11 protein-coding genes are annotated in these 12,778 nt (G+C 55.7%); 6 read left to right on the top strand and 5 right to left on the bottom strand.

Annotated elements, in window-relative coordinates; all coding sequences use genetic code 11:
- Positions 1-10 precede the first annotated feature (10 nt).
- Positions 11-1,540, bottom strand: a complete 1,530-nt coding sequence (pntA, locus tag PGQ95_RS10585) for a Re/Si-specific NAD(P)(+) transhydrogenase subunit alpha (protein ID WP_430918002.1) — start codon at positions 1,538-1,540, stop codon at positions 11-13.
- A gap of 519 nt (positions 1,541-2,059) precedes the next feature.
- Here pntA and ydgH point away from each other — a divergent pair.
- The 3 genes from ydgH (at position 2,060) to folM (ending at position 5,330) form a co-directional block, all read left to right on the top strand.
- A complete protein-coding gene (ydgH, locus tag PGQ95_RS10580) occupies positions 2,060-3,010 on the top strand; it encodes a DUF1471 family protein YdgH (RefSeq protein WP_032711543.1) in 951 nt (316 codons plus the stop codon).
- 177 nt (positions 3,011-3,187) lie between these two features.
- Positions 3,188-4,570 carry an amino acid permease gene (locus PGQ95_RS10575; protein WP_015366823.1) on the top strand — a complete coding sequence of 461 codons (1,383 nt, stop codon included), beginning with the start codon at positions 3,188-3,190 and terminating at the stop codon, positions 4,568-4,570.
- 37 nt (positions 4,571-4,607) lie between these two features.
- Complete coding sequence (gene folM / locus PGQ95_RS10570) at positions 4,608-5,330, top strand: dihydromonapterin reductase (protein WP_113374687.1); 723 nt, start codon at positions 4,608-4,610, stop codon at positions 5,328-5,330.
- On the opposite strand, the gene PGQ95_RS10565 is transcribed toward folM, so the two are convergent.
- On the bottom strand, positions 5,327-5,662 hold the full coding sequence (locus PGQ95_RS10565; protein ID WP_015366825.1) for a GlpM family protein: 336 nt from the start codon (positions 5,660-5,662) through the stop codon (positions 5,327-5,329). The two genes, folM and PGQ95_RS10565, sit on opposite strands and share 4 nt — an antisense overlap.
- Positions 5,663-5,787: 125 nt before the next feature.
- Between PGQ95_RS10565 and rstA the strand changes: the two genes are divergently transcribed.
- The gene (gene rstA / locus PGQ95_RS10560; protein WP_032707933.1) at positions 5,788-6,504 is read left to right on the top strand and encodes a two-component system response regulator RstA; all 717 of its coding nucleotides are present in this window, start codon (positions 5,788-5,790) and stop codon (positions 6,502-6,504) included.
- A 6-nt stretch (positions 6,505-6,510) separates the two neighbouring features.
- On the opposite strand, the gene PGQ95_RS10555 is transcribed toward rstA, so the two are convergent.
- Positions 6,511-7,092, bottom strand: coding sequence for a hypothetical protein (locus PGQ95_RS10555; protein WP_430918000.1), 582 nt, complete (start codon positions 7,090-7,092; stop codon positions 6,511-6,513).
- A gap of 190 nt (positions 7,093-7,282) precedes the next feature.
- Between PGQ95_RS10555 and rstB the strand changes: the two genes are divergently transcribed.
- Both rstB and tus read left to right on the top strand, forming a co-directional pair.
- Entirely contained in the window at positions 7,283-8,584 is a 1,302-nt protein-coding gene (gene rstB / locus PGQ95_RS10550; protein WP_430917998.1) for a two-component system sensor histidine kinase RstB, read from the top strand.
- A gap of 73 nt (positions 8,585-8,657) precedes the next feature.
- Positions 8,658-9,590: a DNA replication terminus site-binding protein gene (gene tus / locus PGQ95_RS10545; protein WP_045392408.1), complete on the top strand. Its 933-nt coding sequence runs from the start codon at positions 8,658-8,660 to the stop codon at positions 9,588-9,590.
- Here tus and fumC read toward each other — a convergent pair.
- Positions 9,580-10,980 (bottom strand): class II fumarate hydratase, encoded by a 1,401-nt coding sequence (fumC, locus tag PGQ95_RS10540; RefSeq protein ID WP_430917996.1) that lies wholly within the window; start codon positions 10,978-10,980, stop codon positions 9,580-9,582. The two genes, tus and fumC, sit on opposite strands and share 11 nt — an antisense overlap.
- A gap of 144 nt (positions 10,981-11,124) precedes the next feature.
- The gene (gene fumA / locus PGQ95_RS10535; RefSeq protein ID WP_015366832.1) at positions 11,125-12,771 is read right to left on the bottom strand and encodes a class I fumarate hydratase FumA; all 1,647 of its coding nucleotides are present in this window, start codon (positions 12,769-12,771) and stop codon (positions 11,125-11,127) included.
- Between the last annotated feature and the right edge of the window lie 7 nt (positions 12,772-12,778).

Genomic DNA, 12,778 nt, shown 5'->3' with positions numbered 1-12,778 from the left:
GTGCTACCCCTTAGTTTTTGCGGAACATTTTCAGCATGCGCTGAGTGACGGTGAAACCACCAAAAATATTAATGCTGGCGATCAGCACCGCGATAAAGCTCAAGAAGCTGACCCAGCCGCCGTGCCCTATCTGCAGCAATGCCCCAACGACAATAATCCCTGAAATGGCGTTGGTTACCGACATGAGCGGCGTGTGCAGCGCGTGCGACACGTTCCACACCACGTAGTAGCCGACTACGCAGGAGAGCGCGAAGACGGTAAAGTGACCCAGAAACTCTTTCGGCGCGACGTTCGCCAGCCAGCCAAAGAGGATAATCGCCAGCGCCATCAGCGCGTATTTACGCCACGGCGAACCTGGTTTGGCCTCCTCTTTTGGCGCTTCGACGGTTTTCGTCGTCGCCTGAGGCTGCGCGGATACCTGAATCGGCGGCGCCGGCCAGGTAATTTCGCCCTCGCGGACCACGGTAACGCCACGTACCACCACATCGTCGAAATCGATGGTGATATTCCCGTCTTTATCCTTGCACAGCAGCTTCAGCAGGTTTACCAGGTTAGTGCCGTAGAGCTGAGAAGATTGCGTCGGCAGACGACCCGGCAGGTCGGTATAACCGATAATTTTCACGCCATTAGCGGTGGTCACGACTTCGCCCGGCACGGTGTATTCACAGTTGCCGCCGTTTTGCGACGCCAGGTCGACGACCACGCTGCCCGACTTCATGGAGTCAACCATTTCGCGGGTAATCAGCTTCGGCGCCGGTTTACCCGGGATCAGCGCGGTGGTGACAATGATATCAACATCTTTAGCCTGTGCGGCGAACAGCGCCATTTCGGCTTTGATAAAGGCTTCAGACATGACTTTGGCATAACCGTCGCCGCTGCCCGCTTCTTCTTTAAAGTCCAGTTCAAGGAACTCGGCGCCCATACTCTGCACCTGTTCTTTCACTTCCGGACGGGTATCGAAGGCGCGGACGATGGCGCCGAGGCTGTTCGCCGCGCCGATCGCCGCAAGGCCAGCAACGCCTGCGCCGATTACCATCACCTTCGCCGGCGGTACTTTACCTGCCGCTGTGATCTGCCCGGTAAAGAAACGACCGAATTCGTGCGCCGCTTCGACAATCGCGCGATAACCAGCGATGTTGGCCATCGAACTCAGCGCATCTAACGACTGGGCGCGGGAAATACGCGGCACCGAGTCCATCGCCATCACGTTGATACCGCGAGCGGCCAGCTTTTCCATGAGATCCGGATTCTGCGCCGGCCAGATGAAACTCACCAGCGTAGTGCCCGGGTTGAGCTTCGCAATTTCCGCATCGCTCGGCGCATTAACCTTGAGGATGACGTCGGAGTGCCAGACGTTATCCGCGCTGACGATTTCCGCGCCCGCCTGTTCGAAGGCTTCATCGTCGAAGCTCGCCAGTTTCCCGGCTCCGCTCTCGACCGCCACGCTAAACCCGAGCTTAAGCAGCTGCTCGACCGTCTTCGGCGTCGCAGCGGCCCGGGTTTCCTGAGCTAAGCTCTCTTTTGGTATCCCAATTCGCATAGTTTTCCCTTCCATCGGTTTTTGATGATGGTTTATTTTTTTCACAAATGCGCCAGCGGCGGCGCAAAAACGCCGCACAGGTATTCATCTGGAAAATGAAACAGTAACAAACTTTTTATAACCTACTGAAAATACCGATTGTGATCTACATCGTTAAAACAGAATTTTTGATTTTATTGAGAAAAATTAGTCCTGACTGCGTCAGGCAGCAATATTTGCCTTAATTTTATGCCAGAACCTGATAATTCGCTTACCTTTGGGATTAATTCGCCATTTATTACCGCCAGTATCATTGCATTAACATTACGTTAACTTATAAAAGTGATATTGATTATCGATTTTGCTGTTCAAGGAGCTGTTTTTTCAACATATCAGTATTTGTTATATTTTTGTAACGAACGATTCGGGCGGGAAGTGAAAAATGACGCAGACAGTTACGTTGTTTAAATGCAATAATCACCTGTTTTCAGTCAACAACAATACCAGTACATGGTTTGCGCAAGGCAAAGGATTATTTTTATGAAGCTTAAGAACACACTCCTGGCGTCTGCTCTTCTGGCTACCACCGCGTTGTCTGCCCATGCAGCGACCGAGCTGACTCCGGAGCAAGCGGCAGCGCTGAAGCCCTATGACCGCGTCGTCGTCACTGGCCGTTTTAACGCGATTGGCGATGCCGTACAGGCGGTTTCCCGTAAGGCGGATAAAGATGGCGCAGCTTCCTTTTATGTTGTCGACACCTCAGATTTCGGCAACGGCGGCAACTGGCGCGTAACGGCGGATTTTTATAAAGAAAACGCCCCGCAGGCGGATACCCCGAAAAACCGTATTATTAACGGCGTGATGGAACTGCCGAAAGATCAGGCCGTCGCGCTGATGCCATATGACACCGTGACCGTGCAGGGCTTCTATCGTAGCCAGCCGGAAGTCAACGACGCCATCGCCAAAGCGGCAAAAGCTAAAGGCGCGTATGCCTTCTTCATCGTCCGCCAGGTTGACGCCAACCAGGGCGGCAACCAGCGCATCACCGCTTATATTTATAAAAAGGATGCGCAGAAGCGCGTACTGCAGAGCCCGGATGCGATTCCTGCTGATTCTGAAGCCGGTCGCGCCGCTCTGGCGAAAGGCGGCGAAGCGGCTAAAAACGTCGAAATCCCAGGCGTGGCCTCCTCTGCCGCGGTCGGCGCAGGTACCGGCGTAGGTCTGTTCTACGAAACCCAATCGTCGAAAGGCGGACGTTACACTGTCACCCTGCCGGACGGCACGAAAGTTGAAGAGGTGAACAAAATCACCGCCGCGCAGATGGTGCCGTTTGATAGCATCAAATTCACCGGTAACTATGGCAACATGACGGAAATCTCCTATCAGACCGCGAAACGCGCGGCCAAGAAAGGGGCGAAATATTACCACATCACCCGCCAGTGGCAGGAACGTGGCGGTAATATCACCATCAGCGCCGACCTGTATAAGTAATCGGTTTCAGCTGCTCAAAAAGGCGACATCACGTCGCCTTTTTGCATTTTTTCGCCCGCCGCCATTGCATGCGTACAAGACACTCCGTAAAATCCCGCGCCTTAGCGTAATCCTCCATTTTTATGCGATTTCGCCAAATAAATATTCTTGATTCACTGTTGCCACCTCGGGAATACAATGGAAAAGAAACTGGGCCTTAGCGCCCTGACCGCACTGGTACTCAGCTCCATGCTGGGCGCGGGCGTTTTCAGTTTGCCGCAAAACATGGCTGCCGTTGCCAGCCCATCCGCTCTGCTTATCGGCTGGGCCATCACCGGCGTCGGGATTTTATTCCTCGCTTTCGCCATGCTATTGCTGACCCGAATCCGTCCGGAACTGGACGGCGGTATCTTTACCTATGCTCGCGAAGGTTTTGGCGAACTGATCGGTTTCTGTTCCGCCTGGGGTTACTGGCTGTGCGCGGTGATTGCCAATGTCTCCTACCTGGTAATCGTCTTCTCGGCCCTAAGTTTCTTCACCGATACGCCGGAGATGCGTATTTTTGGTGACGGTAACACCTGGCAGGCGATCGTCGGCGCGTCCGTGCTGTTATGGGTGGTGCATTTTCTGGTGCTGCGTGGGGTCCAGACTGCGGCAGGCATTAACCTGGTGGCGACGCTGGCTAAACTGTTGCCGCTCGGCGCTTTCGTAGCGCTGGCCGCTATCGCGTTCCGGCTCGATACTTTCCGCCTCGATTTCAGCGGTATCGCTCTCGGCGTACCGGTATGGGAACAGGTGAAAAACACCATGCTGATCACCCTGTGGGTATTTATCGGCGTGGAGGGCGCGGTCGTGGTTTCCGCCCGCGCCCGTCATAAGCGCGACGTTGGTCGCGCGACGCTACTGGCGGTGGTCTCGGCGCTGGCGGTTTATCTGCTGGTCACCCTGCTGTCGCTGGGCGTTGTCGCCCGCCCAGAACTGGCTGAAATGCGCAACCCGTCGATGGCTGGCCTGATGGTCAAGATGATGGGGTCATGGGGCGAGGTCGTGATCGCCGCGGGATTAATTATCTCCGTCTGCGGCGCCTATTTAAGCTGGACCATTATGGCCGCCGAAGTGCCGTATCTGGCGGCGACGCACAAAGCGTTCCCGCGCCTGTTCGCCAAAACTAATAAGAATAATGCGCCCTCTTCCTCGCTGTGGTTGACCAACATCAGCGTGCAGATTTGTCTGGTGCTGATTTGGCTTACCGGATCTGACTACGGTACCCTGCTAACCATCGCCTCAGAAATGATTCTGGTGCCCTATTTCCTCGTCGGCGCTTTCCTGCTTAAGATTGCCGTGCGTCCTTTACACAAAGCCGTGGGTGTCGGCGCGTGCGTTTATGGCTTATGGTTATTGTATGCGTCCGGTCCTGTGCATTTGCTATTGTCGGTGGTACTTTACGCTCCGGGTCTTCTGGTTTTCCTGTACGCCCGGCGTACTCACCAGCACGATCGCATGCTCAAACGCCGTGAAATGGCATTAATTGGTTTTTTGCTGGTTGCCGCCGTTCCGGCAACGTGGATGCTGGTGGGGTAAGCGGTTGCCCTACCGCTGAACTTGAAAGGAGATACCCATGGCTGAAGCACAGCCTCGTCCGGTCCTGATCACGGGAGCAGGCCGCCGTATCGGCCTCGCTCTGGCACACCATTTTTTAAACCAGCAGCAACCGGTGATCGTCAGCTATCGCCAGCATTATCCTTCGATTGACACCCTGCGCGAAGCCGGCGCGGTGTGTCTGCAGGCTGATTTCAGCAGCGACGACGGTATTCTTACCTTCGCGGAAGCGGTGAAAGCGCAGACCAACGGCCTGCGCGCGATTATTCATAACGCCAGTGATTGGATGGCGGAGAAACCGGGCGTGTCGTTATCCACGGTGATATCGCGGATGATGCAAATTCATGTCCACGCGCCCTATCTGCTTAACCACGCGCTGGAGAGCCTGCTGCGCGGTTTTGGTCACGCGGCCAGCGATATTATTCATATTACCGACTACGTAGTGGAACGCGGCAGCGATAAGCATATCGCCTATGCCGCCAGTAAAGCGGCGCTTGATAATATGACTCGCTCTTTCGCCCGTAAGCTGGCCCCGGAAGTAAAGGTCAACGCCATCGCGCCATCGCTGATTATGTTCAACGAGCATGATGACGCTGAATATCGTAAACAGGCGCTGGATAAATCGCTGATGAAAATCGCGCCGGGTGAAAAAGAGATTATCGACCTCATCGATTATCTGTTCACCAGTTGCTACGTCACCGGCCGCTCTTTCGCTGTCGACGGCGGCCGACCGCTGCGCTAGTGGAAACGGCTCCAGCCGAGGATGAGCAGCCAGGCCGCCAGACTCCAGCAGATCACCGCGCCTGCCAGCGCGTAAGGCAGGCGCATTACGCCAGTGAAGTACCATAACGAAAGTAAGTAGATAAAATACGGTATGATTGACCACATACCGAAGACAATAGTCGTGCGTAGCGCTTCAATGCCACGCTCACTGGCGACGATATAGTGGGCAATAAGCGCGAAGGTCGGAAATAACGGAATTAAGCCGGCAATATAGTAATTTTTGGTTTTTGACAGTACGCCTATCAGTACCACCACCAGCGCTCCCAGCAGCGCTTTAATCAACAGCCCCATTTTATGCCTTAACATTTGAACAACAATTTCTACCAGCATAACGGAAGAACATTTGTTTATGAAAGATTAATGGCAGGCAATTTGCGGGCGGTGTATGTTAGCTTTTTAATTTATACGCGTAAGATATGAATAAGATCGTTTTTGTTGAGGATGAGCCCGAAGTTGGCGCGCTTATCGCCGCCTATCTGGGAAAACATGATATGGACGTGGTTGTTGAGCCGCGCGGCGACCGGGCCGAAGAGGTTATTGCTCGTGAACAACCCGATCTGGTACTGCTGGATATCATGCTGCCTGGCAAAGACGGGATGACGCTGTGCCGCGACCTGCGCAGCCAGTGGCAGGGTCCGATCGTGTTGCTGACCTCGCTCGATAGCGATATGAACCATATTCTGTCGTTGGAGATGGGCGCCAGTGATTACATCCTCAAAACCACCCCACCTGCGGTGCTGCTGGCCCGCTTGCGTTTGCATCTGCGCCAGCACGTGGCTTCGCCGTCGATGCCCGCTCCCGCAACCCTGACGCCGCATAAAGCCATTGTTTTTGGTTCGCTGTCGATCGACCCGGTTAACCGTCAGGTATTGCTCGGCGGCGACAACGTGGCTTTATCCACCGCCGATTTCGACCTGCTGTGGGAACTGGCGACCCATGCCGGGCAGATTATGGATCGCGATGCGCTGTTGAAAAATCTCCGCGGCGTCAGCTACGACGGCATGGATCGCAGCGTCGATGTCGCGATTTCACGCCTGCGTAAAAAGCTGCTCGACAACGCCACCGAGCCCTACCGCATCAAGACGGTGCGCAACAAAGGCTATCTGTTTGCCCCGCACGCCTGGGATAATTAATCCGCGTCAGGAATAGACCGACATCACACCGTGTAGTCGGTCTTGAAATTCAGCGTATTTCTCTCTGAATGCCATTTCGTCGTTTTCGTCATACCAGCGTACGACCTCACCGCTGGCGAGGAAATGATCCAGTAGTTCGCCGCTCGCCAGAATCCACTGCGGTAAACCATCGACCTGTAGACTCCAGCCTCCCGGATGATAATGGATGAAATCGTTACGCAGCTGGTGAAGCTTGCCCACCGCCACCGTACAGACTTCGCTGGGTGTGAAGGCGCTGCTCTCCCTCGTCGCACGGTATAGCGCCATGAAGGACGGCAGCTGCAGTTTATTGATGTTGGAGAAATCGTCGTTACAGATTTGCTGGAAGATTTCTTGTGTCGACGCTTTACCGTCGGCCAGGTAGACCTGAAAGTCATTACCCTGACACAGCGCCAACACCATCGCGTTCTGCAGGATGCTGTGCCAGCCGGTAATCACCCACTTCCACTGATAAGGGTCGGCGATCGCCTGCATATGGCTCAGGACCATATCGAAGGTTTTCAAAATCTCAACATCATTATCAGTATGCAAATACACGGGCTTAGTCATCTGGCGCTCTCCATCATTTAAGGGGCGCTTAAATTAACAGAGAGGCTGGCACCTGACAGGCCGGGGAAATGGCACAATACGGCTATCGGTCATTTGGCCTGGCGTGTCGGTGAGAACTTTGCCGAGCGGGATCCTTCTCCTGTAGAATCTTTTGACGCAAGATAACCCAGTTAATGACCGGTGATGATTAATGAAAAAACTGTTTGTGCAGTTTTACCTTTTGCTGTTCGTCTGCTTCCTGGTCATGACCATGCTGGTCGGCCTGGTGTATAAATTCACCGCCGAGCGCGCCGGACGCCAGTCGCTGGACGATCTGATGAAAAGCTCGCTCTATCTGATGCGCAGCGAACTGCGCGAGATCCCGCCGCGCGACTGGAGCAACACGCTGAAAGAGCTGGACCTCAACCTCTCTTTCGATCTGCACATTGAACCGTTAAGCAAATTCAAGCTCTCGGAAAGCTCGATGCAGCATCTGCGCGCGGGCGATATCGTGGCGCTGGACGATCAGTACACCTTTATTCAACGCATCCCGCGCAGCCATTACGTCCTGTCGGTCGGCCCGGTGCCCTATCTCTATTTTTTGCATGAGATGCGCCTGCTGGACGTCGCGCTGATGGCGTTTATCGCTATTTCACTGGCTTTCCCGGTGTTTATCTGGATGCGTCCGCACTGGCAGGATATGTTGCGTATCGAAACCGCCGCACAGCGCTTCGGCGAAGGCCATTTTAGCGAGCGCATCCATTTCGATAGCATGTCGAGCTTCGAGCGACTCGGCGTGGCCTTTAACCAGATGGCGGATAATATCAACGCCCTGATAGCCAGTAAAAAACAGCTTATTGACGGTATCGCCCATGAACTACGCACGCCGCTGGTGCGCCTGCGCTATCGCCTGGAGATGAGCGAAAATCTGACCGAGGCCGAGTCGCTGGCTCTCAACCGCGATATCGGGCAACTAGAAGCGCTGATTGAAGAACTGCTCACCTACGCGCGCCTCGATCGCCCGCAGAACGAACTCAACCTGACTACCCCGGATTTCCCGGCCTGGATCCGCGCGCACGTCGAGGATATACAACTGGTCAATCCGCAGCGTGAAGTCGCGTTGCGCCAGCTTACGGCGGGCGACTACGGCGCGCTGGATATGCGTTTAATGGAGCGCGTGCTGGATAACCTGGTTAATAATGCCCTGCGCTACAGTCGGCAACATATTCAGATTGGCCTGTCGCTGGCCGGTTCAAGGGCGACGCTGCGAGTGGAAGATGATGGCCCGGGTATCGCCCTTGAAGAACGCGAACGGGTATTCGAGCCGTTTGTCCGTCTCGATCCCAGCCGCGATCGCGCCACCGGCGGCTGCGGCCTGGGGCTGGCGATTGTACACAGTATTGCTCAGGCGATGGCCGGTGAAGTCCACTGCGACGAAAGCTCGCTCGGCGGCGCGGCATTCATTTTCAGCTGGCCCATTTACCACCAGCTTCCCGCTTTTACCTCTGCTTAGCTGAACTTGCGCAGGCGTCACGGTCTGCGTATAGTTTATACTCAAACAGTATGTTGTAACTAAGGCGGTAATCATGGCTAGCTACGACCTCGTTGCGCGCTTAAATGACACCTTTCGTGAGCTTGAGCGCGAACTACAAACCTTCAAAGCGTCGCTGAGCCGCTGCCGTCTGCTGGCGGCGCGGGTTTTCGAATTACCGGCGGTAAGTAAAGAGGCGGAGCACGCGCCGCTGGATACCATTCAGGTCACCCAGCACGTCGGGCAAAGCGCGCTGGAGATGGCGCTCAGGCACTACAGCCACCTGTTTATCCAGCAGCAGTCGGAAAACCGCAGCAGCAAGGCGGCGGTACGCCTCCCCGGGGCGATTTGCCTGGCGGTTGATACGCAACAGCAGGCGGAGCTGCTGGAGAAAATCAGCGCCATTAACGCGCTGAAAGCGGCGTTTGAGAAAATCGTCACCGTCGATTCCGGATTGCCGGCCGCCGCGCGTTTCGAATGGGTTCACCGCCATCTGCCCGGCCTGATTACCCTTAGCGCCTATCGTACCCTGACGCCGCTGCTCGACCCCAGCACCATCCGCTTCGGCTGGGCCAATAAGCATGTGATTAAAAATCTGACCCGCGATGAAGTATTAATGCAGCTAGAGAAGAGCCTGCAATCGCCGCGCGCGGTGCCGCCCTGGACCCGCGAACAGTGGCAAAGCAAGCTGGAAAGGGAATTTCAGGATATCGCCGCCCTGCCGCAGCGGGCAAAATTGAAAATCAAACGCCCGGTCAAGGTACAGCCGATTGCCAGAGTGTGGTATGCCGGCGAGCAGAAGCAGGTGCAGTACGCCTGCCCCGGCCCGCTAATTGCGCTTATCTCCGGCACGCATGGGGTAAGCGTGCCGGATCTCGGCGAACTTTTGAATTACGATGCCGATAACGTGCAGTACCGCCACAAGCCGCAGGCGCAGTCGTTACGATTACTGATCCCGCGTCTGCATTTATGGCTGGCTAGCGAGTAGCAAGGCTGCCAACCATATCCTGCGGGCGCACCCAGCTATCGAATTCGGCTTCCGTCAGGTAACCAAGCGACAGCGCCGCGGCTTTCAGCGTCAGCCCTTCATGGTGCGCTTTTTTGGCGATCTCCGCCGCTTTATCGTAGCCGATATGGGTATTGAGCGCGGTCACCAGCATTAGCGACTCATTAAGCAACTGGCCGATCCGCTCGCGGTTTGGCTCAATGCCCACCGCGCAGTGCTCATTAAAGCTCTCCATACCGTCCGCCAGCAGGCGTACCGACTGCAGGAAGTTGTGGATGACCATTGGCCGATAGACGTTAAGCTCAAAGTTGCCTGACGCGCCGCCGATATTCACCGCCACGTCGTTACCCATCACCTGACAGCACAACATGGTCAACGCTTCGCACTGCGTCGGGTTGACTTTGCCGGGCATAATGGAGGATCCCGGTTCGTTCTCCGGAATGGCGATTTCCCCTATGCCACAGCGCGGCCCGGAGGCCAGCCAGCGCACATCGTTGGCGACTTTCATCAGCGAAGCCGCCAGTCCTTTCAGCGCGCCGTGGGCATGAACCAGCGCATCCACGGTGGCCAGCGCTTCAAATTTATTGGGCGCGGTGACGAACGGTAGCCCGCTAAGCGACGCCAGTTCCGCCGCCACCCGCACCGCATATTCCGGGTGCGTATTCAAGCCGGTGCCAACCGCCGTACCGCCCAGCGCCAGCTCAGCGAGATGCGGCAGGCTGTGTTCAATATGCCGGAGATTATGTTCCAGCATCGCGACCCAACCGGAGATCTCCTGCCCTAACGTCAGCGGCGTAGCGTCCTGCAAGTGAGTGCGGCCAATTTTAACAATGTCACCGAAGGCCAGCGACTTTTCCTGTAGCGTGTCCCGCAGCACCTGTAGCTGCGGGAGCAGCTTTTCGCGCAGCGCGATTAGCGCCGCGACGTGCATCGCTGTTGGAAAAACATCATTCGAGCTCTGGCTTTTATTGACGTCATCATTGGGGTGAATTTTGCGCGCCATGCCGCGCTCGCCGCCAAGCAACTCGCTCGCACGGTTAGCCAGTACTTCGTTCATATTCATGTTGCTTTGGGTACCGGAGCCGGTTTGCCAGATAGCTAACGGAAACTCCTGCGCATGCTTGCCGGCGAGGACTTCATCCGCGGCGGCGATGATGGCGCCCGCTTTGTCCGCCGCCAGCAGGCCCAGGTCCTGGTTCACCTTCGCCGCCGCGCGCTTGGTCAGCGCCAGCGCGTAGATCAGTTCACCAGGCATTTTCTCCGTTGAGATACGGAAATGCTCAAGCGAGCGCTGGGTCTGCGCGCCCCAAAGTTTATCGGCCGGGACGTCGATGGCGCCCATCGAGTCTTTTTCACTGCGATGCGTTGTCATTACTTTCTCCTTGGATTCAAAGTGCGTCATAGCGACAAGCTCACCTGCTTAAAGGATTAAGTATTAACCAGAATTATTAGTTGTTTTAGTCGTTCGTGCCGCTAAAGCGGCCCAAACAAAAACCGCCCCGAAGGGCGGTGTCGTTTACTTCACGCAGCGCGAGCACTGCGACGTCTGGATCTGCTGGAAGAAGTCGTTACCTTTATCATCAACGAGGATAAAGGCCGGGAAATCTTCCACTTCGATTTTCCAGATAGCTTCCATTCCCAGCTCCGGATAAGCTACGCACTCAAGGCTGCGGATACTCTGTTGCGCGAGAACCGCCGCCGGGCCGCCGATACTACCGAGATAGAAACCGCCGTGTTTATGGCAGGCATCGGTCACCTGCTGGCTACGGTTACCCTTAGCCAGCATGATTTTACTCGCACCATGCGATTGCAACAGATCGACATACGAGTCCATGCGGCCAGCGGTCGTCGGCCCCAGAGAACCGGAGGCGTAACCATCCGGCGTCTTCGCCGGGCCGGCGTAGTAAATCGGATGATCTTTGACATACTGCGGCAGCGCTTCGCCGTTATCGATAAGCTCTTTCAGCTTGGCATGGGCAATATCGCGGGCCACGATGATCGTGCCGCTCAGCGACAGACGAGTTGACACCGGATACTGCGACAGTAGCGCCAGAATCTCGCTCATCGGCTGATTGAGGTTCACCTTCACCGCTTCGCCTTCACCGGCCTGGCGCAGGTGCTCAGGGATATATTTGCCTGGGTTGCTCTCCAGTTTTTCCAGCCAGATCCCCTGACGGTTAATTTTGGCTTTAATGTTACGGTCGGCGGAACAGGAGACGCCCATCCCCACCGGACAAGACGCCCCATGACGCGGCAGGCGGACTACGCGGATATCGTGGGCGAAGTATTTGCCGCCAAACTGCGCGCCGAGGCCGAGGTTCTGCGCTTCCAGCAGCAGTTCTTGCTCCAGCTGCACATCGCGGAACGCCTGGCCATGTTCGTTACCTTCGGTCGGCAGGCCATCGTAGTATTTGGTCGAGGCCAATTTCACCGTCTTCAGCGTGGCTTCCGCAGAGGTGCCGCCAATCACAAAGGCGATATGGTACGGCGGACAAGCTGCGGTACCGAGTGTGCGCATCTTCTCGACGAGGTAGTTTTTCAGCTTCGCCGGGGTGATTAACGCTTTCGTTTCCTGGTAGAGATACGTTTTGTTCGCGGAGCCGCCGCCCTTGGCGATACAGAGGAATTTATACTCATCGCCATCGGTAGCATAAAGATCGATCTGCGCCGGCAGGTTGGTACCGGTGTTGACCTCTTTATACATGTCCAGCGGCGCGTTCTGCGAGTAACGCAGATTGTCCTGGATATAGGTGTTGTACACGCCCTGCGCCAGCGCGGCTTCATCGCCGCCGCCGGTCCATACGCGCTGTCCCTTTTTCCCCATAATGATCGCGGTGCCGGTGTCCTGACAGGTCGGCAGAATGCCTTTGGCGGCGATATCGGAGTTACGCAGGAATTGCAGCGCGACGTATTTGTCGTTTTCGCTGGCTTCCGGGTCGTTGAGGATATCCGCGACCTGCTGCTGGTGTGCCGGGCGGAGCATAAAGGAGGCGTCGTGGAACGCGTGTTGGGCCAGTAAGGTTAGCGCCTGAGGTTCAACCTTCAGAACTTCCTGGCCGGCGAATTCGGCGACGGAGACGTAATCACTGCTGAGGAGATAATACTCGGTGTCATCCTTTTTAAGCGGAAAAGGATCCTGATAAACAAACGGTTTGTTCGACATTGTACTC

This window comes from Klebsiella sp. 141240, assembly GCF_050600805.1.
GTDB classification, from domain to species: domain Bacteria; phylum Pseudomonadota; class Gammaproteobacteria; order Enterobacterales; family Enterobacteriaceae; genus Klebsiella; species Klebsiella aerogenes.
Note: the sequence above shows the minus strand (reverse complement) of the source record. Positions and strands in the feature narration are given on the sequence as shown.